Origin of the sequence: Rhodobacter sp. JA431, assembly GCF_900217725.1 — a bacterium.
GTDB lineage: Bacteria > Pseudomonadota > Alphaproteobacteria > Rhodobacterales > Rhodobacteraceae > Rhodobacter > Rhodobacter aestuarii.
Genome location: NZ_OBMP01000007.1, coordinates 151,211 through 174,812 on the forward strand (window position 1 = coordinate 151,211; position 23,602 = coordinate 174,812).

At 61.3% G+C, this 23,602-nt stretch carries 22 protein-coding genes; 13 read left to right on the forward strand and 9 right to left on the reverse strand.

Annotated elements, in window-relative coordinates:
* Positions 1 to 14 precede the first annotated feature (14 nt).
* The 6 genes from CRO18_RS14485 to CRO18_RS14510 all read left to right on the forward strand — a co-directional run bounded on the left by CRO18_RS14485 (position 15) and on the right by CRO18_RS14510 (position 5,421).
* Complete coding sequence (locus tag CRO18_RS14485; RefSeq protein WP_076484576.1) at positions 15 to 356, forward strand: PepSY domain-containing protein; 342 nt, start codon at positions 15 to 17, stop codon at positions 354 to 356.
* Positions 357 to 522: 166 nt separating this feature from the next.
* A complete protein-coding gene (locus CRO18_RS14490) occupies positions 523 to 1,038 on the forward strand; it encodes a hypothetical protein (protein ID WP_249276075.1) in 516 nt (171 codons plus the stop codon).
* A gap of 10 nt (positions 1,039 to 1,048) precedes the next feature.
* The gene (locus CRO18_RS14495; RefSeq protein ID WP_097082661.1) at positions 1,049 to 1,516 is read left to right on the forward strand and encodes a DUF2271 domain-containing protein; all 468 of its coding nucleotides are present in this window, start codon (positions 1,049 to 1,051) and stop codon (positions 1,514 to 1,516) included.
* A gap of 24 nt (positions 1,517 to 1,540) precedes the next feature.
* On the forward strand, positions 1,541 to 3,748 hold the full coding sequence (locus tag CRO18_RS14500) for a PepSY domain-containing protein (RefSeq protein ID WP_097082662.1): 2,208 nt from the start codon (positions 1,541 to 1,543) through the stop codon (positions 3,746 to 3,748).
* Positions 3,738 to 4,643: an FAD:protein FMN transferase gene (locus tag CRO18_RS14505; protein WP_097082663.1), complete on the forward strand. Its 906-nt coding sequence runs from the start codon at positions 3,738 to 3,740 to the stop codon at positions 4,641 to 4,643. The genes CRO18_RS14500 and CRO18_RS14505 overlap by 11 nt, the downstream gene beginning before the upstream one ends.
* A gap of 49 nt (positions 4,644 to 4,692) precedes the next feature.
* Positions 4,693 to 5,421: a hypothetical protein gene (locus CRO18_RS14510; RefSeq protein WP_097082664.1), complete on the forward strand. Its 729-nt coding sequence runs from the start codon at positions 4,693 to 4,695 to the stop codon at positions 5,419 to 5,421.
* Here CRO18_RS14510 and CRO18_RS14515 read toward each other — a convergent pair.
* Positions 5,408 to 7,171 (reverse strand): cation:proton antiporter, encoded by a 1,764-nt coding sequence (locus tag CRO18_RS14515; RefSeq protein ID WP_076484785.1) that lies wholly within the window; start codon positions 7,169 to 7,171, stop codon positions 5,408 to 5,410. The genes CRO18_RS14510 and CRO18_RS14515 overlap by 14 nt on opposite strands.
* A 335-nt stretch (positions 7,172 to 7,506) precedes the next feature.
* Between CRO18_RS14515 and CRO18_RS14520 the strand changes: the two genes are divergently transcribed.
* Complete coding sequence (locus tag CRO18_RS14520) at positions 7,507 to 7,989, forward strand: GNAT family N-acetyltransferase (RefSeq protein ID WP_097082665.1); 483 nt, start codon at positions 7,507 to 7,509, stop codon at positions 7,987 to 7,989.
* 41 nt (positions 7,990 to 8,030) lie between these two features.
* Here CRO18_RS14520 and CRO18_RS14525 read toward each other — a convergent pair whose 3' ends face one another.
* From CRO18_RS14525 to CRO18_RS18885, 8 genes are all read right to left on the reverse strand, one after another.
* Positions 8,031 to 8,975: a glycosyltransferase family 2 protein gene (locus CRO18_RS14525; protein WP_097082666.1), complete on the reverse strand. Its 945-nt coding sequence runs from the start codon at positions 8,973 to 8,975 to the stop codon at positions 8,031 to 8,033.
* A gap of 241 nt (positions 8,976 to 9,216) precedes the next feature.
* Complete coding sequence (locus CRO18_RS14530) at positions 9,217 to 10,314, reverse strand: TRAP transporter substrate-binding protein (protein WP_076484570.1); 1,098 nt, start codon at positions 10,312 to 10,314, stop codon at positions 9,217 to 9,219.
* 254 nt (positions 10,315 to 10,568) lie between these two features.
* Positions 10,569 to 11,390, reverse strand: coding sequence for an arginyltransferase (locus tag CRO18_RS14535; protein WP_076484783.1), 822 nt, complete (start codon positions 11,388 to 11,390; stop codon positions 10,569 to 10,571).
* A 145-nt stretch (positions 11,391 to 11,535) separates the two neighbouring features.
* Positions 11,536 to 12,003 (reverse strand): DUF2852 domain-containing protein, encoded by a 468-nt coding sequence (locus tag CRO18_RS14540; protein WP_097082667.1) that lies wholly within the window; start codon positions 12,001 to 12,003, stop codon positions 11,536 to 11,538.
* Between the two features lie 201 nt (positions 12,004 to 12,204).
* Positions 12,205 to 12,378, reverse strand: a complete 174-nt coding sequence (locus CRO18_RS14545) for a DUF1328 domain-containing protein (RefSeq protein ID WP_076484568.1) — start codon at positions 12,376 to 12,378, stop codon at positions 12,205 to 12,207.
* A gap of 111 nt (positions 12,379 to 12,489) precedes the next feature.
* On the reverse strand, positions 12,490 to 14,280 hold the full coding sequence (locus CRO18_RS14550; protein WP_097082668.1) for a sensor histidine kinase: 1,791 nt from the start codon (positions 14,278 to 14,280) through the stop codon (positions 12,490 to 12,492).
* Positions 14,277 to 14,849, reverse strand: a complete 573-nt coding sequence (locus CRO18_RS14555) for an RNA polymerase sigma factor (RefSeq protein ID WP_076484566.1) — start codon at positions 14,847 to 14,849, stop codon at positions 14,277 to 14,279. The genes CRO18_RS14550 and CRO18_RS14555 overlap by 4 nt, the downstream gene beginning before the upstream one ends.
* Positions 14,846 to 15,007 carry a NepR family anti-sigma factor gene (locus tag CRO18_RS18885; protein ID WP_170952692.1) on the reverse strand — a complete coding sequence of 54 codons (162 nt, stop codon included), beginning with the start codon at positions 15,005 to 15,007 and terminating at the stop codon, positions 14,846 to 14,848. Before CRO18_RS18885 ends, CRO18_RS14555 begins: the two co-directional genes overlap by 4 nt.
* Before the next feature lie 106 nt (positions 15,008 to 15,113).
* On the opposite strand from CRO18_RS18885, the gene CRO18_RS14560 reads away from it, so the two are divergent.
* The 6 genes from CRO18_RS14560 to CRO18_RS14585 all read left to right on the forward strand — a co-directional run bounded on the left by CRO18_RS14560 (position 15,114) and on the right by CRO18_RS14585 (position 23,418).
* Entirely contained in the window at positions 15,114 to 15,923 is an 810-nt protein-coding gene (locus CRO18_RS14560) for a response regulator (RefSeq protein ID WP_097082669.1), read from the forward strand.
* 158 nt (positions 15,924 to 16,081) lie between these two features.
* Entirely contained in the window at positions 16,082 to 16,570 is a 489-nt protein-coding gene (locus CRO18_RS14565) for a hypothetical protein (protein WP_097082670.1), read from the forward strand.
* Between the two features lie 328 nt (positions 16,571 to 16,898).
* Positions 16,899 to 17,459 (forward strand): NADPH-dependent FMN reductase, encoded by a 561-nt coding sequence (locus CRO18_RS14570; protein WP_097082671.1) that lies wholly within the window; start codon positions 16,899 to 16,901, stop codon positions 17,457 to 17,459.
* A 52-nt stretch (positions 17,460 to 17,511) separates the two neighbouring features.
* Positions 17,512 to 19,041: an MDR family MFS transporter gene (locus CRO18_RS14575; RefSeq protein ID WP_097082672.1), complete on the forward strand. Its 1,530-nt coding sequence runs from the start codon at positions 17,512 to 17,514 to the stop codon at positions 19,039 to 19,041.
* A gap of 74 nt (positions 19,042 to 19,115) precedes the next feature.
* The gene (locus CRO18_RS14580; protein WP_097082673.1) at positions 19,116 to 20,306 is read left to right on the forward strand and encodes an efflux RND transporter periplasmic adaptor subunit; all 1,191 of its coding nucleotides are present in this window, start codon (positions 19,116 to 19,118) and stop codon (positions 20,304 to 20,306) included.
* A 4-nt stretch (positions 20,307 to 20,310) separates the two neighbouring features.
* Positions 20,311 to 23,418: an efflux RND transporter permease subunit gene (locus CRO18_RS14585; RefSeq protein ID WP_097082674.1), complete on the forward strand. Its 3,108-nt coding sequence runs from the start codon at positions 20,311 to 20,313 to the stop codon at positions 23,416 to 23,418.
* Positions 23,419 to 23,602: the final 184 nt, after the last annotated feature.

A 23,602-nucleotide genomic window follows, 5' to 3' on the forward strand; every position in this document is an offset into this window, starting at 1 on the left:
AATCGGAGAGAGCCATGACACTTTCGCTGCCCCTGCCGCTGATCTTTGCCGCGCTTGTTGCGGCAGTGCCAGCGCAGGCCCGTGACATGCATTGCACTGTGCCCTTGGCCGATTGGCAACCGCGCGAGGCTGTGCAAGCGGCGCTGGAAAGCCAAGGGCTGGTGGTGCGGCGCATCAAGATCGACGACGGCTGCTACGAGGTCGACGCGCTTGATGGCACCGGGCAGCGGCTGTGGATGCGGCTTGATCCGGGCAGCTTGGCGATCTTGCGCCAAGCGATCCCGCATCGCCATCACGGCGATGACGACGATGACGATCACGACGGGCGCAAACGCGACCGCCGCGATCACGACTAGATCGGGGCGTTTCCCGAAACCGCGCCCCGCTTTGCGCGCAGCGGCTTTCCTTGGTCGGACCGCTGCGCGCCCCAAACCTCCAATGGGCTTTTGCCTCGCCAGACTTTGGCGGGACCGAAAGCTGCATGCCAAAACACCAAGCGAACAGCAAAAAGGAAAAGACACAATGAAATCCGCCCTTCCCACCCTCGCCCTTGCCGCCGCGCTTTCAAGCAGCGTCTTTGGCGCGCTGTCTGCTGCGCCGATTACCGCGCCTGTGGCCGATCAAATCCCTGCCGCGAAGGTGCAAGCTCCGATCGCAGAGATCTCCGCCAATGTGCTGTTCGCCTCGATGCCGAACAGCGCGCCCGTCACACCGGCCGACACCCCCGCGGGCAACGCGCTTTTCGCCTCGATGCCAGCCGCGGCGGAGGCTGCCCCGCAAAGCCCCGCAGAAGACACCGCCCCCGCGCAATTGGCCGACCGGCACGGCCGCGATGGCTGGTTCTTTGGCATGTTCGACGATGATGACGACGATGATCATCACCGCCGCGGCCACCACGATGATGACGACGACCATCACCGTTGCCCGCCCGGTGCCACCAATTGCACCTCGGGCAGCCCTGCCGCCGCAGGCACGACGGAGGCCCCCAATAACGGGCTCTTTACCCCCGGCACCAAGCCGCAAGTGCAAACCAATTAAGGAGCCCGCCATGAAATCGCTTTCCACAAGCCTTGCGCTTTCAACCGCTTTGGTTCCGGGGCTGGCCGCCGCCACCCCGGTCACCTTCACCACGCAAATGAACAGCTACGGCGGAGATGGCGCTTACCTTGCCTATTACGTCACCGATGCGTCCGGCGCTTATATGGGCAGCCTCTGGATGGCGGGCGGTAAGGCGAAATATTACCAGCACCTGAGCGGTTGGTATGCCGCGACAGCGGGCAATATCGCGCAAGTCGATGGCATCACCGGCGCCTCTGTCGGGGCGGGACGCAACCTGAGCATCACGCTCGACCTTCAGGATGCGCTTTTTGACAATGGCTATGTGCTCCATGTCGATAGCTCGGTCGAGGATATGGCGGACCAGCCCAATGATGTGGTGATCCCGCTCACTTCCGCGACGCTGGGCCAACCCGTTTCCGGCAAGCGTTACGTGCAAAGCGTGACCGTCTCCAAATAACCCCACCCCCCGGAGGGCAAACCCGTGTTGCGTCTTCTTCACCGTTGGCCCGGTCTTTTGGCCATGGCTCTTGTGCTTTTGCTCTCCGTAACCGGGGCGATCTTATCGCTTTACCCGATGGCGGAGCGGCTAAACGTCCCGCAAGTGGAAAGTACGCTCACGGTGGCCGATTTGGCAAAGCGCGTGCAAAATGCCCATCCGGGGGTGGAACAAATTCGCCGCGCGCCTTCTGGGCGCGTGGTGGCGTGGTGGTTTGAAAATGGCACCCCCGGCGCAGCGGTGATTGACCCGGCAACGGGGGCCGAAATTGGCAGCCCTGACCCGGCCTTTGGCTTGCGCTTTTTCACCGATCTGCACCGCAAATTGCTGATGGGCGATGGCGGGCGGATCACCGCTGCCATGGGCGCGGGATTGATGCTTTTGCTTTCTGCCTCGGGCACAGTTTTGGTGGCGCGCCGCATGGGCGGCTGGAACCGCTGGTTTGCCCGCGCGCGTGGGCCCCTTTCGACCCGGCTGCACACCGAACTGGCGCGGTTTGCGATTGGCGGGCTCATGCTGTCCTCCCTCACCGGGCTTTGGATGACGGCCTCTGTCTTTTCGCTGATCCCGGACACATCCGTGGAGCCTGCGCCCGCGTTTGCCAGCGCGGCGCAAACCCCGTTGGCCTTTGACCAGATCCCGCTGTTCGCGGAAACCCCGGCGAGCGCGCTTAAAGAACTCTCTTTTCCCTCCCCCGATCTGCCCAGTGATACGCTGAAACTGACAACCGAGGGCGGCGCGGCGCTGATCGACCCCGGCACCGGGCAGATGCTCTCTTTCGCCACGCCGGGCGTGATGGAACGCGTGAGCGAGATCATCCTCATGCTGCACACCGGCCAAGGCGCGGAAACGCTCGGCCTGATCTTGGGGCTGATGTCACTCTCTGTGCCGGTGTTGGGCTGGACGGGCTTTCAGCAATGGCGCGCCGCGCGCCGCTATGGCGCCCGCATCAAAGCCAATGTCAAACCCACGCTGGCGCAGACCGTGGTTTTGGTGGCCTCGGAAGGTGGCTCGACTTGGGGCTTCGCGCGCACGTTGCACAACGGGCTGACCAAGGCCGGGCAAAAGGTGCATACCGGCGCGCTTTCAAGCTTTGATCCGAACCGTTTTCCCCATGCAGAGCGCTTCGTGATTTTGGCCGCGACCTATGGCGAGGGGGAGGCCCCAACCGCCGCGCGTGGTGTGGCCGAGCGCATTGCAAAATTGCGCCACGCCCCCACCGCGCCACTCGCCATTTTGGGCTTTGGAGATCGCTCCTTCCCGCAGTTTTGCGGTTATGCCGAAAGCTTGGCCAAAGCCGCCCGCGCGGCGGGTTGGGTGGAACTGATGCCGATGGGCACGGTGGATCGCCAATCCGCGCAAGATTTCACCCGCTGGTCGCGCGACTTGGGCGCGGCGCTGGGGCTGCCGCTGGACCTCACCCATCTGCCCGAACGCCCGCGGACCGAGACGCTCACCCTGATCTCGCGCCGCGATTACGGGGCTGAGGTGCAGGCCCCCACCGCGATCTTGCGGTTTGCCTTGCCGCGCAAATCGCTTTGGGCGCGGTTGTCGGGCCACGGCTTTGCGCGCTTTGACGCGGGTGATCTGATCGGCATTTTGCCGCGTGGCTCGGATGTGCCGCGGTTCTATTCGCTCGCCTCGGCTTCGCGCGATGGCTTTGTGGAAATTTGCGTGCGCCGCCATCCGGGAGGGCTCTGCTCGGGCCAATTGACCGAGTTGCAACCGGGCGACACAGTCGCGGGTTTCTTGCGCCCCAACCCAGGCTTTCGCCCGCATGCCTCGCGCAAGCCGGTCATTTTGATCGGCGCGGGCACCGGGGTCGGGCCTTTGGCGGGCTTTATCCGCGCCAACCGCCGCCGCCGCCCGTTGCATCTCTATTTCGGCATCCGCAGCCCCGAAAGCGATCTGCTTTATGGCGAAGATTTCGCGGCATGGCAAAAGGCCGGGCATTTGGCCGGGCTCACCACCGCAAGCTCGCGCAGCGGGGCCCGCCACTATGTGCAAGATGCGCTGCGCGCCGATGCAGAGAAGCTGCGCGCAATGCTCGCTGCTGGCGCCCAGATCATGGTCTGCGGCGGGCGAGACATGGCCGCCGCCGTGCGCGCCACGCTTGACGACATTGCCCAAACCGCCGCGCAGAGCCCTGCAACCCTCAAAGCCGAAGGACGCTACCTTGAAGATGTCTACTGATCTTGCCCGCCATGTGCTGAACGGCCCGACGATGGGCAGCCGCTGGTCGGTGGTGTTTTTCGCGCCCGAAGACAGTGACCTCGCCCCGCTTCAGGCACGCTTTCAAGCGGCGGTGGATCTGGTCGATGATCAGATGTCCACTTGGAAACCGCACAGCGACTTGATGCGGTTCAATGCGGCCCCGGTGGGGCACTGGCATCCCCTGCCCGCCGCTTTGATGGAGGTTTTGGCCGAGGCTTTGGCGATCGGGTGCGCCTCTGGGGGCGCGTTTGAGATTGGCATGGGCGATGCAGTACGCGCTTGGGGCTTTGGCCCGGCTGCGCCCAATGAAGCCGCCATCCGCGCCGCGCTGCAAAAGACCCGTCGCCCCGCGCATGAGGTGCTCGAACTCGACATCACACAGGGCCGCGCGCGCAAGCATGCCGAAATCACGCTTGATCTGTGCGGCATCGCCAAGGGCTATGGGGTCGATTGCCTGCTCCGCACCGCGCAAGCGCTTGGTCTTACCCATGCTTTGGCAAGCATTGATGGGGAGTTGCGCGCTTTAGGCTCTCAACCCGATGGGCGCGGCTGGACGGTGGCGTTGGAGAAGCCAGAAATTGGCACCCGCGCGATCCATTCGATGTTTGAAATTGAGAATATCGCGCTCGCCACCTCGGGCGATTACCGACATTTCGTCAAACTGGGCGACCGCCATCTGGCGCATACGATGGACCCGGCAACCGGGGGGCCGCTAAAACAAAGCCCCGCCTCGGTCACTGTCTTGGCCGAAAGCTGCATGCGGGCCGATGCGCTGGCAAGCGCAGTGATGGTGCTGGGCGAAGCGCGCGGGCGCGCCTTGGTGGCGCAACTGGGGGCCGAGATCGTCACACTGGCAGAGCACTGCGAAGCCTAACCCCTTGCGTCAATGTCCCCCGCGCGGCACATCTGGGCCCGGAGGCCCGATGCAGTTTGAGCGTTTGTGGGACCGCGCCCCTTTCGCGGTGGATTATCTGCCTGGCAAGGGGGCCGATTTGGTGATATCCTTCGCCTCAATCGGGCATGACCCGACGCGCCCCCCCGCGCCCGAATTTGTCGCCACCGCCACCGGGCGCGGCACCAATGCCCATCCCCGACCCGCGCTCTTTATTTCAGATGCCAACCGCAGTTGGGCAAATGATCCGGGCTTCGAGGCGGCGCTTTTGGAAAGTTTCAAAGCCGTGCAAGCGCGCCAAGATTTGGCGCGGATTGCAACCCTTGGTCTGTCTATGGGGGCGTTTTCGGCGCTCGTTGCGGCGCAGGTTTTGCCTGTGGATTTGGTGCTCGCCTTTGGACCGCAAATCTCGGTCGCGCCGGATCTGATGCCCCATGAAACCCGCTGGGTGGACTGGACCGCGCACATCGCAAACTGGCGCTGGCCCACCGCGCCCCTGCCCTCGCGCGGGCAAGCGTGGCTCTTTCATGGTGGCGTGGATGACCTTCCCCACGCGTTACGGTTTCCGCAAACCAAGGGCACGGAACAGGTGATTTTCCCCGACCTCAGCCATTCCGATTTGGTGCCCCACCTCAAACGCCGCGGCGCGCTTTCGGGGTTGGTGGAGGCCGCTTTCGCGGACGACCGGCGGCGGCTTTTGCGGATCGCAGCCTCTGCGGGCGGGCAGCGGCGCGCGAAGCTTTTCCCTATTCCGCGCTGATCTCGCGGCGCAAAAACCGCATCATCTCTTCGCGCTGGCTTTGCACGATATTTTCAGACCGTTCGCCCTCAACCCCCAAGGCGCCAAGCGCGCGGTCCAAAAGCTCGAGGCTCGTTTCAAACGCTTCGGGGATCACATGGCTGGCACCCAAAGCAAAAAGCCGAACCGCATGATCGGCATCTTGCGCACGCACGATGATCGGCACCTCGGGCCGCTCCGCCCGCACAGCGGTCACAATCGCTTCGGCCGCCGTGGCATCATGCATGGTCAAGATCACGGCGGGCGCATCATCCAGCCCACAGCGGCGCAAAAAGCCCGTGCGGGTTGCATCACCATAAACCACATCGCGCCCGCGTTCGCGGCCCCGGCGCACCAGATCGGCATCGCGCTCAATCATCAGGCAATCAAAGCTTTCGCGCTCCAGCACCTCGCTAAGAAGCCGCCCCACGCGGCCATGGCCCACCACCAGCACGCGCCCTGTAGACAGGTCTGGCAAGACCCCCTCACCGGGGGTCGCACTGGCGCTGGCGCGCGAGCCAACCTGCCGCCCGAGCCGCGCCAAAAGCGGGGTCATCAGCATCGTGCCGGAGGCCACAAGCAACATGAACTGCTGCACCTCACGCGAGGTCAGCCCGCTTGAGCCCGCAAGGCTGAGCACAAGGAAGGCAAATTCCCCACCGCCCGCCAACAACAGCGCCGCCTCTAACGCCTGTGGCCACGAAATGCCAAAAGCACGCGCCAAGGGGGCCACCACAGCCGCCTTCACCGCCGTCATCCCAATGATCGAGAGCGCCACCATCACCGGATAGGCCGCAATCGCCGCCGGGTCGATCCGCATCCCGACCGAGATGAAGAAAAGCCCCAAAAGCAGGCCCTTAAAGGGCTCAATATCCACGGCGACTTGGCGACGAAATTCGGTTTCAGCCAACAAAAGCCCCGCCAAAAACGCGCCCAAAGCCATCGACAGCCCGGCAAAACGGGTGACGAGCGAGGTGCCCACGACGACAAATAAGATCGTCGCCATGAAAAGTTCGCGGTTTTGCGTATGCGCCACTTGGCGGAACAGACGCCGCAAAATCAGCCGGCCAAAGCCGACGATCAGCGAGATGGCCGCAATCGCCTGCAACAGCGCGATACCAAGCCCAGAGAGCACATCAGTGACCGAGACCTCACCGCCCTTGGAGGTGGCATCGCCAAAGACGACGATCAGGAACAAAATCGGCACAACGGCCAAATCTTGGGCGAGCAGAATGCCAAAAATATTGCGCCCCGATTGGGTGTTCAGCCGGTGTTGATCGGCCAAAAGCTGCAACACGATCGCGGTGGAAGACAGCGCCAGACAGGCACCAATCACCAAGCTCGCGTCAATCGGGTTGCCAAACAGCCAAGCCGTGACCGCAATCGCCACCGTCGTCAGCACCACCTGCGCCATGCCAAGCCCAAAGACCGCGCGCCGCATGGTCCACAACCGGTCCAGTGACAGCTCCAACCCGATGTTGAACAGCAAGAAAGCCACGCCCAGTTCGGCCAGTTGATCCACCGCCTCTTGCGAGGAAATCGTGAACCAGCCGACGAAGGGCAAATATTCCGTCAGCCGCCCCGCGCTATAGGGGCCAAGCAAAAGCCCGGCCACCAAAAACCCGACCACGGGGGAAACGCGGAACCGCGTCATGAGCGGCAACACCACACCGGCGGTACCAAGGAAAATGAGCGCTTCGCGATAGAAGCCAAGGTCGTGAGCTGTAGACATGATCCCATCAAACACGAAGCAAAGCCGCAGGCGAGAGGGCATCTTGACCATAGCTTCGCCCCGCTATGGACATGTTGCCGCGCCTTGCCAATTTGGGCCGGATTTCTTGAGCCTTTGTTAACGTTTACCGGTGTGAAACTTAATACGAACCGCGCGCGACGGGCTTGACCCACACACGTGACAGGTTCACACTTTCGTCACCGCTTGCGAGGGCCCGCAATGGAACAGGCAAGGTCAAGACCACCCTCATCGGATTTTTGCCCGCCCCGGGCTGCGGCGGTCCCTTTGCTTTGTTTTCGAGTAATCCCCGTACCCTTTGGTGAAGGAGCCCTGCGATGGCTGGCCTGAATCCCATTTCCGCCCCCGCCGCCCTGCCCCCCTCAACGCTGATGGCAGCGCCCGTTGCGGGCAGTAACACGGATTTTGCCGCAGCGCTTGCCGCAGCCCGCCTGCCCGTTGCGGATCTGGCCGAACCGGGGCGGGCCTTCTTCGCCTATCAAACGCCCGCTGGCGATGGCGGGATTTATGGCGGCTATGAGATGATTGAGGGGCATGGGCTTATTCGCTCGATCCTTGTGCCCGCAAGCTTGCGCGACAAAGGTCATGGGCGCGCGGTGCTGTCTGCGCTTTTGGCCGAGGTGAAAGCCGCTGGCGCGCATGATGTTTATGCCTATAGCCCCGCGGCTTCGGCCAAGTTCTTCATCCACCACGGGTTTCGCGAACTCGCCCGCTACGAAGTGCCGCCCGCAATTTTAGGCGCCCGTATCGCAAGCCTCACTTGCCCGATTTCTACGGCGATCTTGTATCGGGCTCTGTGAGGGGCGCCCCTCGGACAGGAACATAGACCCACGGCGGGGGGCTAGGTCTTCAGCGCTTCTGCGATGAGCCTTGCTGGGTCTGCAAATTTGCCGTCTGAATATTTGCGCTCATAGAAAATGTCTGGGCGCGCGGCGACGGTGTTTTGCGGCCAAACTGGTGGCGGGAAATCTTGCGCATATTCCAAAGCGGCCTGCGAAAGATCGACATCAAGCGTGTCTAAGGCGGCTCCCTCTTCGACCACCAAACGCCCGACCTTTTCCCACTGGAAAGCCTGCACTTCGGAACGGTCGGCGCGCTTTAAATGGGTGCTCCACCCCACAGCGCATTTGGCGATAAATTGCTCCCGGCTGCGCACGGGAAAATGCATCAGGCAAAGGTCGGGCAACGGAACGGTTTTCAGGGCCTTCTCGCGTCTTGTTGCACTGTGATTTCCCTGCCCGATCACGATTTGATCCGCCGCCTGCCCCGCCAAGCGCAGGATAATCTTAGAAAACTGCGGCAACTCCGCTTCACGTCGAAATGCGATCTGCGCAATCGGGTCAGGGGGCGGCGATGCCATTGGGGCAGGCAGATAGGTTTGCCAACGCACCTCCCCACAGGCCCGGGCGGGCATGCGCGAAAGCACCCGCTCAAAGGCAGCACGGCTTTCCGAACCAATAAACTCATCCGCATCCAAAAACACCACGTAATCAGGATGATAATCCCGTACAGCGGCTTGCAACGCCTCGGTTGTGAACTTGGATTGATGATAAGCGGGCTCTTCAATCGGAGTGATATGGATATGCCCAAGCTCCTGCGCACAGCGCTGTGCAATCGCGGCAGTATCGTCAGTTGAGCCGTGATCCAAAACGATCATTTCATCAAAGAAGCGCCGATTGTGGCGCAAGAACGGTTCGATGATGTCTTGCTCGTTCTTGATCAGGGAAATGCAAATCGTAGGACCAGAGCGCCCGCGCCGCCCCCAAAGCCAATTGAGAGGTTTCATCGTCCCAGCCCTTATCAATCCGTTGGAATTTATCGCGCGAGACACCGTCTGCCGCGCGCTTTTCAAACCTGCTTGGAACAGTATCGCCACCGCGCTTTGTCCGACAACCTCCCTCACGTCTCAAAGCATCATCTGCGTCATGATTGCCCACGGCATCACAAACGCTGATGTGAGCTGACCAAACGCCCAAACAAAAAAGCCCCGGGTTTCCCCGGGGCTCTTCTTCTCGCACACAATCGGCTTACAGGCGGCCGTTGCGTTGTTGGATCATCATGAAGGTGTCGTAGTTGTATTCCGCCACCTGCGCCCAGAGGTAGTTCTCGGCGCGGAACTCGGTCATCGAGTCATAGATTTTCTTGAAGCCCGGGTTCGAGGCGGTCATTTCCGCATAGACCTCTTGCGCCGCGTCGAAGCAGGCTTGCAGGATTTCTTGGCTGAACGGGCGCAGTTGCGCGCCATTGGCCACCAGCGATTTCAGCGCTTTCGGGTTCTTGTAGTCATATTTCTGCAGCATGTCGGCGTCTTCGGCCTGACACGCGGTGCGCAGAAGCGACTGATAGGCCGCCGGCAGACCCTCAAAGGCCTCTTTGTTGAACATGAAGTGGACCGTCGGGCCCCCTTCCCACCAACCGGGGTAGTAGTAATAGGGCGCGACTTTATAGAAGCCGAGCTTCTCGTCATCATAGGGGCCGACCCATTCCGCCGCGTCGATCGTGCCTTTTTCAAGCGACGGATAGATGTCGCCACCGGCCACTTGCTGCGGCACGAGGCCGAGCTTTTCCATGACCTTGCCAGCAAAGCCACCGATACGCATTTTCAGACCTTGCAGGTCTTGCACGGTGTTGATTTCTTTGCGGAACCAGCCGCCCATCTGCACGCCGGTGTTGCCGCCCGGGAAGCCGATCAGGCCTTGGGTGGCAAGGAACTCGTTGTACATGTCGATGCCGCCGCCATGGTATTGCCAGGCGTTCATGCCGCGCGCTGACAGCGCAAACGGCACGGTCGCGCCAAGCGCCCAAGTCGGGTCTTTGCCCCAGTAATAGTAACCCACGGTGTGGCAGGCTTCGACGGTACCCGCCGCCGTGGCATCCGCCGCTTGCAGACCGGGAACGATTTCGCCGCCCGCGAAGACTTGGATTTGGAAATTGCCATCAGAGGCTTCCGAAACCATTTTCGAAAGCACTTCGGCGCCGCCATAGATCGTGTCGAGCGATTTCGGGAAGGACGAGGTCATCCGCCACGTGATTTTCGGCAGCGATTGCGCAAGCGCAGGCGTGGCCAGCGTGGTGGCAGCAGCGCCACCCAGCGCGGCCTTGGTCAAAAATGAACGACGATCCATAGGGTCTCCTCCCGTGTGCTTCCGTCTATCCCCCGCACCCGGTCCGAGCGCTGGTTCGGGCGCCAAACTGGCACTGTGGTGCGAGACTGTCCAGAGACAGCGCAGGAAAATTGCGCAAATCGGTCCGAAAACATGACCAGATGTTCCAGGCGCCGCAAAGTGACGAAAGATTCTAAGCCAAAATGCCGCACATTCAGGCACTTGCCCGCGAATAGACCGCCGATTTTGAGATGGTTTGGTCCGGTAAAGGCCGGTTAGCGCATATCCGGCAGTTGGATTCGCGCAACCTGCTCCGCAATCGGATCGACCGAAAGCGGATGCGTCTCGCCCGAGTGATCTTCGGGGTTGCCAATCGGCTGCCAGCGCCCGCCCTTGAAAATCTCAAGCGCCGAGAACCGGGCCTTGTAGCCCATCTTGCGCGACCCGGGCACCCAATAGCCAAGGTAGACGTAGGGCAGCCCCGCTTTCTGCGCGAGCGCGACATGATCGAGGATCAAATAGGTGCCAAGGCTCGTATCGGCAAGCGCGGGGTCATAGAAGCTATAGACCATGCTCACGCCATCATCGAGCACATCGGTCAGGCACACCGCCGTCAGCGGGCGCGGCGATTCCGTCACACGGCCATCGCGATATTCAATCACCCGCGTCTTGACCGGCGTTTCCTCGATCATCGCGGCGAATTCGAAAATATCCATATCGGCCATGCCGCCATCGGCGTGGCGCGCGTCCAAGTAACGCCGGAACAGCGTATATTGTTCTTCCGTGGCCCAAGGGCTAGTAGCCGTACGCTTGAGATGGGCGTTCTTGTTCAGGACCCGGCGTTGGGTGCGGCCCGGCACGAAATCTTCAACGCGAATGCGCGCCGAGAGACAGGCCGAACAATCAGCGCAAGACGGGCGATAGAGCACGTTTTGCGACCGACGGAAGCCTTGACGCGAGAGCGCGTTGTTGAGCTTTTCCGCACTTTCGCCCTGCAAAGCCGTGAACAATTTCCGTTCTGACCGGCCCTCAAGATAAGGGCAGGGCTGCGGCGCGGTCACATAGAATTGCGGGGCAAGAGGGAGTGAATGGCGCATCACGTTCGGGAAATTGCGCGCCGCATGCATGACGACGCGCCCTTAAGCTAACAAAGCCTGCGCCCAACGCCAAGGATTTCGTGTCACGAAATCGCGACAACCCCGCCCTTTCAGGCGGGATTGGTCAGCTTTTGTCATTTCAGCGTCAGTACTGGCCGCGCGGAGACTCGGTGGCATCGCCTTCCGCAGAAGCGGTTTCCGCTGCGGCGGCACGCGCACGCTCTTCCATATATTGGTCGAACTCGGCCTTATCGCGGGCCTCGCGCAGACGGTGCAGGAAGGCTTCAAACTCATCTTGCTCGCGTTCAAGCCGCGCCAGCGTATCGGCCTTATATGCATCGAACGCGGCATTGCCGGTCGGACGGGCCGCTTTGAAATGCATCCGCAGGTCATAGCGGCTGGGGCAGCCCGCGTGCAACGAACGGCATTTGCGGCCAGAGAAGCGGCCAGTGATCAAGATGAAGCCAAGCACCAGAAGGCCAAGCGGGCCAGCAAAGATGAACGACCCGATCATCACGATGACCCAGCTCATGGGCCCGCGTTCGTCAAGCCAATTCAGGGCACGCGTCACCACGCCGGGGCGCTCATGGGCATGGAAGGTGGTTGCAGTCATTGTCTTTCTCCGGGGCTGATGTGAATTCCTTTCACATGAACGGAGATGGGAAGCCGATCCGTCGCAATCAAGGGGAGATGTAAAAAGTTTTTACATCTGTGCGGATGCCGCGAAAGATCAACAGAAAAAGGGCCCTCCCGCAGGAAGGCCCTTTTGGAGCGCGCCGCACGCGCCTCGGGTCTTGCGTATCACCACGACGGATTAGGTCGGCGGTTGGCCCCGCACCGCGCGCGCCACCATGGCGATCACGAACAGGATCAAGAACAGGACAAACAGCACTTGCGCGATCGAGGCAGACGCCCCCGCGATGCCGCCAAATCCGAGCGCGCCGGCAATCAGCGCGATGATGAGAAAGGTCACAGCCCAACCAAGCATGAGTAGTCTCCTTTCGGAAGCTGGATCTAGGTTTAAGCGCCACAACATCTTGCGGCGTTGTAAGGAAAGAACGCGCGATCACGGCCGAACGTTCCTTCCCTCACGAAACCGTCAGATCTCGCTTTGCGGGCCGTCGCAGCAATGGCGTTCTTCTGCCGCTTGCAGATCGGTCGGCGTGAACCGCAAACTCAACCGATAAGTCTCGCCCTCGCGGCCCCGCTCCATCCGGCCCTGCAATTGCGCGGCAAAGGCTGCCAAAAGACGCGTGCCAAAACCATCCGACGGCGGCACCATCGTTGGCGGCACCGTGAGTTGCGGTGCGTCTTCGGGGGCGAGCGAATTGGCGACCTCAAGCAAGGCAGAACCATCGTCTTGGCGCGTAAATGCCACCCGAACAGCAGCCACACCGCGCTGGCCACGCCACGCATGTTTGAGCACGTTATCAAGTGCCTCGGTCAGCAAAAGCGCCAACGCCACGGCTTGATCGGGCACGAGACGGATATCTTGCACTTCCAGATCAAGGTCAAACCGCCGCTCGCGGGTCGAGCCAATTTTGAGGATGTGATGCGCAATCCGCGGCAACAGTTCATCCGCGCGAATGTCGGTCTGGCCCGAGGTCAGATAAAGCTCGCGGTGGATCGTGGCGAGGCTCAGCACCCGCTCTTGCACGTTTTTCATCGCGGCGCGGGTCTCCTCCGATTTCGCGCGGCGCAATTGCATGTTCAAAATCGAGGCGATGAGTTGCAGGTTGTTCTTCACCCGGTGATGCACTTCGCGCAGCAACACCTCTTTTTGGTGGATCACATTCTCCAAGTAAGCCTCGTCGCGCAGCACAGAATCCGTCATGTGCTCATGCGCCCGCGCCACATCGCGCAATTCAGAGGGCGCACCCGCCATCGAAATATGGCGCACGCGCCGATCGCCGCGCGCAAAAGAGGTGATCGAGGCATGCAGCACCCGCACATGGCGCAGCACCTGACTTTCCGCCGCAAGCCAAGCGACCAAAAGGCTCGCCGCCCACATCAGGAACGGAAAGGCAAAGGGCGGCCAATTCGAGAGCATCCCCTCGTCATCCAGCGTATCGGCGGGCCACGAGGCGAGCAGGTAAAGATTGCCCTCGGAAAGCGGCACCACGGCAAAGGCACGGCGGCGGCCATCGGCGGCCTTCGCCAAAAAGCTATTGCCCCCCTGCCCCACAAATTGCCCCAAGGGCCGATCCGACGGCAAAGCACGGGCAACATCATCCAGCCCGGTGGTCGAGGTCAGCACCTCGCCCTTGGCATCAAAGGTCAAAATCGTGAGCGGACGGTCGCCTCCCACGGTATTGGCAATGCCGCGCGTCTCAAAGCCTGCATGCGGCATCGACACCGAGGCAAAGCCAAGAAGCGCTCCTGCGTCATCGCGCACCGGTAAAGAGAAATTCAAAATCGAGGTGCCAGAGATCGGCCCTTCGCGGTTCACGTAAAGCAGGGGCCGCGGATTGGTCCGAATGTCGTTAAACCACGCGTTGCCCTGCACATCGAAAGGTTTGTCATCCGAGGTGCAGATGATCTGCCCATCCAGCGGCACAAAACCGACAAAGGAATAATCTTCCTGAGCGGTTTCGACGATATGGCGCATATGCGCCGAGCACGTGTCGGTATCTTCAATCCATTGCGGCAGGCCAGCAGCCATCGCCATCGCAGTGCCGCGCGCTTGCATCAGCAAATCAATCTGCGGCCCGGCGGCCATCAGCGTTTCGCCCAAAATGGCCGCGCGCATCCGGCTTTCGGCCAAGCGGTTTGACGCCATGGATTGCGCAAAAGACAAAAGCGCAAGGGGCAGCAACACCACCCCCATGCCCAGCATCAAACGCGCGCCAAGGCCATCGGCGCGCGTGCGGAATTTATGCCAGATGCTCATGCAGCCTGCGGACCATTCGGGCCCGCAACGGCCTGGAAGGTGGCGGGCGAAGACAGCAAATCCTCCCCTTCCTCAAGGCCGAGCAATTCGCCGAGCCGCGCCCGCGCCCGGTTCGCGCGGCTTTTGGCCGTGCCGACCGCACAGCCCATCATGCCCGCAGCTTGTTCATAGGAATAGCCATTGGCACCGACCAAGATCAGCACCTCGCGATGCTCATCAGACAGTTGGTCAAACGCGCGGGTAAAATCCGCCAAGGCCAAGCGCCCATCATGCGCCGGGCGGACCGAAAGCGAACCGGCATGAATGCCATCGGGGTCTGCCACTTCGCGGCGCGTTTTGCGGCGTGCCGAATAGAAGGTGTTGCGCAAGATCGTGAAAAGCCAAGCCTTCATATCCGTGCCGACCTGAAACTTGTCAAAGTTGCTCCACGCTTTCAGGATCGCCTCTTGCACGAGGTCATCCGCTTCCGAGGTGTTACGGGTGAGAGAAATCGCAAAGGCCCGCAACGCGGGAATATGCGTTGCCAGCTCATCGCGCGGATCGGCGGGAACTTTGGCCGAACCGCTCACTTCGTGCCCTCCTCGGTTTGGCTTTGCTGCGCCTTCAACTGCGCCAGAAGGTCTTTGAAACGGTCGGGAATCTCCGGCTCAAGCGCGGCTTCATAGACACGCTTGAGGTTCTCGTCGATGTCACGCCGCAACGCGGACTTTGCATTTTCCTCTTTCATCTTGCGCCATGCTCGTTTTTTTGGGTGTATCTGACAAACTTCGGGAACCCAACGCCCCCACACAGCGTTCGGTTCCCAGAAAAACTCGCATTGGGGAGAAAAAACCATGAGCTCAACCGCCACCCTCGATTTGTCGCAAGCGATCGCTGGGGAGCTTCCCTACCTGCGCCGCTACGCGCGCGCGCTGACCGGCAATCAAAAATCGGGCGACGCTTTTGCGGTGGCGACTTTGGAAAGCCTGTTGGTTGACCCCTCGGTGGTCGAAGCCGCCTCGCGCCCCAAAGTCGGGCTGTTTCATGCCTTCCACCTTGTTTGGGCGAGTGCAGGCGCGCCGGGCGGGGAAGAAACCGAAGGGCTGGCCGCGCGCGCGCAAGCGCTGATGGCGGGTCTCACCAAAAACTCGCGTGAGGCGCTGCTTTTGCATTCGATCGAAGGCTTCACCCACGAAGAAATCGGCGCGATCATGCAGATGGATGCGGAAGAGGTCGCCACGCTGATCACCGCCGCCAATGACGAGATGGCCGCCGCCGTCACCGGTCGCGTGATGGTGATCGAAGATGAAGCGATCATCGCGATGGATCTGAGCGACATCGTCTCCACCATTGGCCATGAGGTGACCGGGGTCGCCCGCACCCGTGCCGAGGCCGTGGCGCTTGCCGCGAAAACCCGCCCCGATCTGATCTTGTCGGATATTCAACTGGCCGATAACTCCTCGGGCATTGATGCGGTGAATGACATTTTGGCCGATATCGGCGAGGTTCCGGTGATTTTCATCACCGCCTTCCCCGAGCGTCTGCTGACGGGCGACAAGCCCGAACCGGCCTTCCTGATCACCAAGCCGTTTTCGGAAGAACAAGTCCGCTCCGCCGTCAGCCAAGCGATGTTCTTTGCCTCGACCGAGACGCTTGCGGGCTAATCGCGCCCCACATGACGCCGTTAAAACCCGCCGCGCGCACGGCGGGTTTTCTTTTGTGATCAAGCGCGCGTGAAAAGGTGGAACGCAGGCACATCTTTGCGCGTTTCTTTCTCAGAAGGCCCGACACGCATCTGCCGGGCTCAGCACAGGAGAGAAAGATGTTCCGCAAGGCTCTTATCACCACGACTGCCGCCCTTATGATTGCAAGCCCCGCGCTGGCCACCACGCCGGTTCACCAAATCGAGGTTGAAACCGACCTGAGCGCCATCGCCAATCCCGAAGCGCTAGCCTATTGGGGTGGCATCGCGCCCGATCTGCAAGAAGCCATTGCCGCGCGCTTGGCTGCGGATGGGCAACTGGCCCCGGAAGGGGCCACCGTCTCGGTTGATATTGATGAGCTGGCGCTCGCAAACACCTTCCAGACCCTCACCAGTGACGAAGAGGCGGTTCTGGTGGGCCAAGTCAATGTCACCTCAGAGACCGACAACTCGGACTTTGACAGCTACATCGTCACCGTGAATACCTCGGCGGCGCACGCGTTTGACAAAGACGGCAAGCTTAAGAAAGGCGCATATTTCGACAGCCCTGCCTATTATGTCGCCATGGTGAATGCGTTTGCCAATCAGGTGGTTGCACGTCTGGAATGATCTGTCACACTAAGACTTCCCGGGTGCAGTGGGAAGGCTGCACCTTGGGGCCCCGCTGTGGCGCCCCACTCGCGGGGGGTGAGCCCGGAGGATGTTTTACCTCCGGGCTTTTTTCTTTGTCTTTTCAAGGCATATGGGCGCGCTCAAGCTTCCGTCGCGCGGTTCCCAAAAAAGTCTCGGCGGATCTCCACGCCCTCTTGCGCATTGACGCACATATCTTCACCCCATTTGCCATTGATTGCGCCAAAATGCGCAGTATCTCTGGAGCATCAAGTTTCAGGCGGCCTCCCCCGCCTTGCCCACCACGGGCCAATCGAAGGATAAGAAGATGAGCCAAACATTTGAAATCGCCGTTCTTGTGGGCAGCTTGCGCAAAGGCGCGCTGACCCGGACGCTCGCCAATGCGCTGACCAAGCTCGCGCCGGAAAACCTGCGCTTCACCTTTATCGAAATTGGCGACCTGCCGCTTTATAACCCCGATCTGGATACCGAGACCCCGCCCGCCGCTTGGGTGCGCCTTCGCAACGAGATTACCCAAGCTGACGGGGTGATGTTTGTCACGCCCGAATACAACCGCGCCCTTCCGGCGGCGTTGAAAAACGCGCTGGATGTCGGCTCGCGCCCCTATGGCTCCAATGTCTGGGGCGGCAAACCGGGGCTTGTGGTCTCTGGCTCGGGCGGCGCGCTTGGCGGCTATGGCGCGAACCACCATCTGCGCGACACGCTCGTGGTGCTTGATGTGCCGACGCTTTCCCAGCCCGAGGCCTATGTGGGCCATTTGGGCACGCTCTTTGATGAAACCGGCGCCCCGAACACCGATGAAACAAAAGCCTATCTCAGCAAAATCATGACCGCCTATGCCGCATGGGTGGGCAAGCTTGCGGCGTAAGCCGATCCGGGGCGGCGCATCCGGCGCCGCCTTTCTTTTGTGAGGCCTGAAGATGACCGACGTGACCACCTCCCCCGCTGATTTTGCCCCCGACCATTCCCGCCGCGATCTGCATGTAATCTTGGTCGGGCTGATGCTGGCCATGGTGCTTGCCGCGCTGGACCAAAGCATCGTCAACACCGCGCTGCCTGCTGTGGCGAGCGAACTTGGCGGGATGGCGCATCTGTCTTGGGTGGTCACGGCCTTCATGCTCGCCTCCACCACCGCCACGCCAATCTTTGGCAAGCTGGGCGATATGTTCGGGCGGCGCAATTTGCTTTTGGGCTGTATCACGCTTTTCATCGCCGCTTCGGCGCTGTGCGGCTTGGCGCAGTCGCTCGAAGAACTGATCGCCTTTCGCCTGCTGCAAGGGATCGGCGGCGGCGGGCTGATGACGCTCACACAAACCACCATTTCCGATGTCGTCGGCCCGCGTGAACGGCTGCGCTATCAGGGGCTTTTCACCGGGGCATTCGCCTTTTCTTCGGTGGCGGGGCCACTGCTTGGCGGCGGGCTCACCACCGCGCTTTCGTGGCGCTGGGTGTTTTACGTCAACATCCCCGTGGGCGCGATTGCCCTCACCTTGCTGGTCATTGGCCTCAAACTGCCCCCCGTTGAAAAACGCAGTCAGCAGATTGATTGGCTGGGGGCGATTTTGCTCACCCTCGCGGCGGGCGCTTTGCTACTCTTGTTCTCGCTTGCGGGCTCGGTCTTTCCGCGCATTTCCACCACCTCGGCATTGCTTGCGGGTGGCGGGCTTGTCGCGCTTGCGCTTTTCATCTGGCAAGAAAAACGCGCCGCCGAGCCGATGGTGGACCTGTCGCTTTTCAAAAATGGCCCATTCACCATTGGCACGCTGACGACCGGCGGGATGACCTTCGCGATGATGAGTGCGATGGTGTTTCTGCCGCTTTATCTGCAGCTTGTCTTGGGCATGACCGCCGCGCAATCGGGCCTCGTGATGCTGCCGCAAATCACCATGATGCTGGTCAGTTCGGTTTTGGGCGGGCGACTTTCGGCGAAAATCGGCAAACCGAAACTCTTCTTGGTGGGCGGCATCATTCTTGAGGCCGCAGGGCTTGGCCTTCTCGCAGCGCTTGCGCATGAAGAGGCAGGCGTTGTGCCGGTCTTGGGCGCGCTTGCGGTCTTGGGCACGGGTATGGGCAGCGCGATGCCCAACGCAACCGTGATCGTGCAAAACGCCGTGCCGCGCGCCACGCTTGGGGTGGCCACAGCGGCGATGTCCTTCCTGCGCTCGCTCGGTGGCGCGCTTGGCGTTGCTGTCTCGGGCGGCGTGATGACCAGCCTTTTGGCGGCCAAACTCGCGGGGCTCGGCGGCGTCGATGCCAGCGCCATTGCCACAGGTGGGATGCAGGTGATCCATACCCTCCCCGAAGCCGCGCAAGCCCAAGTGGCCGAAGCCTTTCGCCAAGCGATTGCCGGCAGCTTCATGATTGGCTGTGGCGTGATGTGCCTCGCGCTTTTGCTCTCACTCCGCCTCAAAGGCACCGAACTGCCCCCGCCCGAGGCGAAAGCCGCCTAATACTTCTGCGCCGCAGCGACGGAGAGTTGCGGCGCCTGCGTTTAGCTACTCTCCCCTCTTTTGCGAAAGCCGCCATGACCTTGATGTTCCGCCCCTCCGCCCCACTGCACCGCACGCTTCTGGCCGCGCTGGCGCTGACTTTCGCAACGCCCGCGCTGGCGCAAGAGGGGCCACAAGGCGCGCGTAGCATAGAAGTGGGGGTGATCGAACTCAGCCAAAGCGATGTGCCCTATACCGTCACCCTGCCCGGTCGTGCCGTAGCCTTTGAACAGGTCGATATTCGGCCGCGTGTCGCGGGGGTCATTTCGGAAATCCTATATCAAGCGGGCCGCCCAGTGCGTGCGGGAACGCCGCTTTTCACCATTGATGGAGATACTTACGCGGCAGATCTCAAATCCGCCCAAGCAACGGTAGATGGTGCAAAAGCCGCGCTCGAAGCCGCAAAAGCCACCTATGCGCGCTACAAAAAGCTCGAGACCACCTCGATCTCGACCGAGGATGTGGAAGCCGCGCGCGTGGCTGTGGCGCAAGCCGAGGCCACGCTTTCCTCCGCCGAGGCAGATCGCGACATGGCGCAACTCAACTTTGACCGCACCCAGATCACCTCGCCCATTTCCGGCGTGCCAGATATGGCCACAGTCTCGGTGGGCGCAATCGTCACCGCGAACCAAACCGATGCGCTGACCACCGTGACCCGGCTCGACCCGATCTATGTCGATGTGAAGGAATCGAGCCGTCAAATGCTGGAACACCGCGCCATGTGGGAGGCGGGCACGCTGACGCGCGCCGATCAGGTCGATATCTCGCTCACGTTGGAAACCGGCGAAACCTATGATCGCAAGGGAAGCTTTGTGTCGCCCTCGACCACGGTTTCGTCGACCACCGGCACCACCGAGATGCGCCTGCAATTTGACAACCCGGAACGTAAAATTCTGCCCGGCCAATTTTTGCGCGTGGAGACAACACTGGGCACCACCCGTGCCGTTTTGGTGCCGCAACGCGCCACTACACGCGGCAGTGATGGCACGCTCAGCGCCTTTGTCGCCGTGGCGGGCAAGGCCGAAAAACGTACCCTTACCGAAAACGGCAGCTATCAAAACGCTTGGGTCGTGACCGATGGCGTAAAAGCCGGGGACCAATTGATCCTCGATGGGCTGACCAATCTGCAAGACGGGTCCGCCATCACCACCGTCCCGGTGACGATTGATGCGCAAGGCGTGGTGCAAGATGCCCCCGCCACCGATACCCCCGCTGCGGGGAACTGAGCCGATGGGAACCTTCTTCCTCAAACGCCCCGTTCTGGCTTGGGTGCTGGCAATCATGATGATGCTGGCGGGTGCGGCCTCTTACACCCGGCTGCCTGTCGCGCAATACCCTGATATTGCCCCCACCACGGTGCGGATTTCGGCCACCTATTCGGGGGCCACGGCGGATGCGGTGCTCAATTCCGTGACCCGGGTGATTGAAGAAAGCCTGACCGGGCTCGACGGGCTTTTGTATATGGAAAGCACCTCGCGCGAGGGGTCTTCTTCTGTCACGCTGACCTTCGATGGCTCGGTCGATCCGGTCGATGCGCAAAACGATGTGCAGACCAAGGTTTCGCGGGTGGAAAGCCGCCTGCCCAGTTCGGTGCAAAGCCAAGGTGTGACGGTCTCGCGCTCTTCCTCCGATATTTTGATGATCGGTGCCTTGGTCGACACCACCGGACAATATTCCACGCTGCAACTCGGCGACATCATGTCCGAGCAGGTGGAGGGCCAGATTGAGCGCACGGATGGTGTAGGCGGGGTGAACAGCTTTGGTTCGGGCTACGCAATGCGGATTTGGCTCGACCCGCTGGCGCTGGTGCGGTTTCAACTCACGCCCGCCGACGTGACCTCGGCGGTGCAGGCCCAAAACACCACCGTTTCTGTGGGCTCTCTGGGCAGCCAGCCCACCTTGGAAGGCCAACAATTCACCGCCACCATCACCGCGCAAAGCCAACTCACCTCAGTGGCGGATTTTGAGCAGATCCTGCTGAAAACCGAAGAAGGCGGCGACACGGTGCGGCTTGCCGATGTGGCCAAGGTCGAGATCGGGCAAGAAAGCTATGGTGGCGATAGCCTCTTTAGCGGCACGGCAGCTTCGGGCTTTGGCGTGAACTTGGAAACCGGGGCGAATGCGGTCGATACCTCCGCCGCCGTGCGCGAAACGCTGGACCACCTTTCCGCCGCCTTGCCCGCGGGGCTGGAATTCCGCATCGCCTATGACACCTCTCCCTTTGTCGAGCTTTCAATCCAGCAGGTGGAACATACGCTATTTGAAGCGGTGGGCCTCGTGGTGCTGGTTTTGATCGTTTTCTTGCAAAGCTGGCGTGCCACGCTCATTCCGCTGATCACTGTGCCGGTGGTGCTGCTGGGCACGCTCGCGGTGCTTTACGCGGCGGGCTATTCGATCAACACGCTGACCATGTTCGCCATGGTGCTGGCGATCGGGCTTTTGGTCGATGATGCGATTGTTGTGGTGGAAAACGTCGAACGGCTGATGCGTGATGAACGGCTCAGCGCGCCCGAGGCCACCGCCAAAAGCATGGGGCAAATCACGGCAGCGCTGGTGGGCATCAACGTTGTGCTGGCAGCGGTCTTTCTGCCGATGGCGTTTTTCCCCGGCTCCACAGGTGTGATTTATCGGCAGTTCTCGCTCACCATGGTCACCGCGATGGCGCTTTCGCTCTTAGTCGCGATCATTCTGTCGCCGCCGATGTCGGCGCGGCTGTTGCGGTTGGGGGATGCCGAGCCGCAATTCGCGCCCGCACGCTGGTTCAATGGCGGGCTGGATCGTTTCACCGCCTTTTATGGCCGCGCTGTGGGGCAAAGCCTGCGCGCCCCGGTGCTGATGCTTGCCGCGCTTCTGTTGGTGCTGGGCGGGGCTGGGGCGGTTTATGAGCGGCTCACCTCCTCCTTCATCCCGACCGAGGATCAGGGCGTTTTGATGACGATCATCCAGCTTGATGACGGGGCCACCACGCAACAAACCCGCGCCGTTTTGCACCGGGTGAATGACTACCTTCTGAATACCGAGGCGGATGGCGTCGAAAGCACCTTTGCTTCGCTTGGCTTTGGCTTTGGTGGCTCGGGGCAAAACCGCGCCATGGTCTTTGTGAAGTTGAAAGATTTTGACGCCCGCGCAGGCGATGCAAACCTTACCGCGAGCGCGATTGCCGGGCGGGCGAACGCCGCCTTTGCCTCGATCCGTGCGGGGCGTGTGTTCGTGATGCAGCCCCCCGCAATTCGGGGCTTGGGCAACACCGGCGGCTTTAGCCTTTACCTGATCGACCAAGCGGGCAACGGCACCGAAGCCCTGCAAGCGGCGGCGAAAGAGTTGGAAACCCGCGCAGGCCAAGACCCGCGCCTGACCACCGTGCGCGTGGACGGGACCGAGACTGAAAGCGCGCTGCGGCTGACGCTGGATCAGCAAAAGCTGGAAAGCCTTGGGCTGAACCTGTCGGAAGTGAATGCGATGCTTTCCACCCTGTTTGCGGGTGACGAGGTGAATGACTTTGTGCTTGGCTCGTCGCTGCGCCCGGTGATCGTGCAGGCCGAAGCCCCCTATCGGATGCAGCCCGAAGACATCTTTGATTGGTATGCCCGCAATTCTTCGGGCGAGATGGTGCCCTTTGCCGCCTTTGCCACCACAAGCTGGGAGCCGGTGCCGCCGACGCTCAGCCGGTTTGATGCAACCTCGGCGATTTCGGTGTCCGGCTCTGCGGCGAGTGGCGTTTCGACCGGGACCGCGATGGAGGTCATGCAAGACCTGGTCGAAGGGCTGGACGGCGGCTATGGACTCGCTTGGACAGGGCTCAGCTATCAAGAGCAGCAATCGGGCAGCCAAGCGCCGCTGCTTTATGCGATCTCTGTCTTGGTCGTGTTCCTTGCCCTTGCTGCGCTTTACGAAAGCTGGACCATTCCCTTTGCGGTGATGCTCGCCGTGCCCGTCGGTGTTTTGGGCGCGCTCATTGCGGCTTGGCTCTTTGGCCAATCGAATGATGTTTACTTCAAGGTCGGCATGCTTACCACCATCGGCTTGGCGGCGCGCAACTCGATTTTGATCGTCGAATTTGCCGAAAGCCTGCGCCAGCAAGGCAGCACGCTCAAAGACGCAGCAATCGAGGCTGCACGCCTGCGCCTACGCCCTATTTTGATGACGGCGCTTGCTTTCATCTTGGGGGTGATGCCGCTCGCCACCGCTTCGGGCGCGGGGGCGGCCGCGCAAAACGCGATTGGCATCGGGGTGATTGGCGGTATGGTCGCCTCCACCTTCATCGGGCTTTTCATGGTGCCCGCGCTCTATGTGCTGATTATGTCTGCGGCGGGTCGGGTGTCGCGCGAACAGGCCTGACCCACCACAGCCGGAGGGGGCCCCGCCTTTGGGCGTGCGGGCCCCCTCCTTTTGCCCAAAACGCAAAGCACGAAATCCCTCGCAAAAAATTGCGGCATTTGTTCGAGGTCAAATCGGACAAGTTGAATATCTGCATATTGATACGCAGATCGGACGCGCCTTCCCCATCTCTTCCCTGCGCCAC

Coding starts and splice junctions, on each gene's coding strand:
- CRO18_RS14490 (WP_249276075.1), top strand. CDS start 523: ATGAAATCCGCCCTTCCCACCCTCGCCCTTGCCGCCGCGCTTTCAAGC.
- CRO18_RS14535 (WP_076484783.1), bottom strand. CDS start 11,390: ATGCGCCATTCACTCCCTCTTGCCCCGCAATTCTATGTGACCGCGCCG.
- CRO18_RS14495 (WP_097082661.1), top strand. CDS start 1,049: ATGAAATCGCTTTCCACAAGCCTTGCGCTTTCAACCGCTTTGGTTCCG.
- CRO18_RS14575 (WP_097082672.1), top strand. CDS start 17,512: ATGACCGACGTGACCACCTCCCCCGCTGATTTTGCCCCCGACCATTCC.
- CRO18_RS14505 (WP_097082663.1), top strand. CDS start 3,738: ATGTCTACTGATCTTGCCCGCCATGTGCTGAACGGCCCGACGATGGGC.
- CRO18_RS14525 (WP_097082666.1), bottom strand. CDS start 8,975: ATGAAACCTCTCAATTGGCTTTGGGGGCGGCGCGGGCGCTCTGGTCCT.
- CRO18_RS14515 (WP_076484785.1), bottom strand. CDS start 7,171: ATGTCTACAGCTCACGACCTTGGCTTCTATCGCGAAGCGCTCATTTTC.
- CRO18_RS14520 (WP_097082665.1), top strand. CDS start 7,507: ATGGCTGGCCTGAATCCCATTTCCGCCCCCGCCGCCCTGCCCCCCTCA.
- CRO18_RS14580 (WP_097082673.1), top strand. CDS start 19,116: ATGACCTTGATGTTCCGCCCCTCCGCCCCACTGCACCGCACGCTTCTG.
- CRO18_RS14485 (WP_076484576.1), top strand. CDS start 15: ATGACACTTTCGCTGCCCCTGCCGCTGATCTTTGCCGCGCTTGTTGCG.
- CRO18_RS14510 (WP_097082664.1), top strand. CDS start 4,693: ATGCAGTTTGAGCGTTTGTGGGACCGCGCCCCTTTCGCGGTGGATTAT.
- CRO18_RS14550 (WP_097082668.1), bottom strand. CDS start 14,280: ATGAGCATCTGGCATAAATTCCGCACGCGCGCCGATGGCCTTGGCGCG.
- CRO18_RS18885 (WP_170952692.1), bottom strand. CDS start 15,007: ATGAAAGAGGAAAATGCAAAGTCCGCGTTGCGGCGTGACATCGACGAG.
- CRO18_RS14530 (WP_076484570.1), bottom strand. CDS start 10,314: ATGGATCGTCGTTCATTTTTGACCAAGGCCGCGCTGGGTGGCGCTGCT.
- CRO18_RS14570 (WP_097082671.1), top strand. CDS start 16,899: ATGAGCCAAACATTTGAAATCGCCGTTCTTGTGGGCAGCTTGCGCAAA.
- CRO18_RS14545 (WP_076484568.1), bottom strand. CDS start 12,378: ATGCTTGGTTGGGCTGTGACCTTTCTCATCATCGCGCTGATTGCCGGC.
- CRO18_RS14565 (WP_097082670.1), top strand. CDS start 16,082: ATGTTCCGCAAGGCTCTTATCACCACGACTGCCGCCCTTATGATTGCA.
- CRO18_RS14585 (WP_097082674.1), top strand. CDS start 20,311: ATGGGAACCTTCTTCCTCAAACGCCCCGTTCTGGCTTGGGTGCTGGCA.
- CRO18_RS14560 (WP_097082669.1), top strand. CDS start 15,114: ATGAGCTCAACCGCCACCCTCGATTTGTCGCAAGCGATCGCTGGGGAG.
- CRO18_RS14540 (WP_097082667.1), bottom strand. CDS start 12,003: ATGACTGCAACCACCTTCCATGCCCATGAGCGCCCCGGCGTGGTGACG.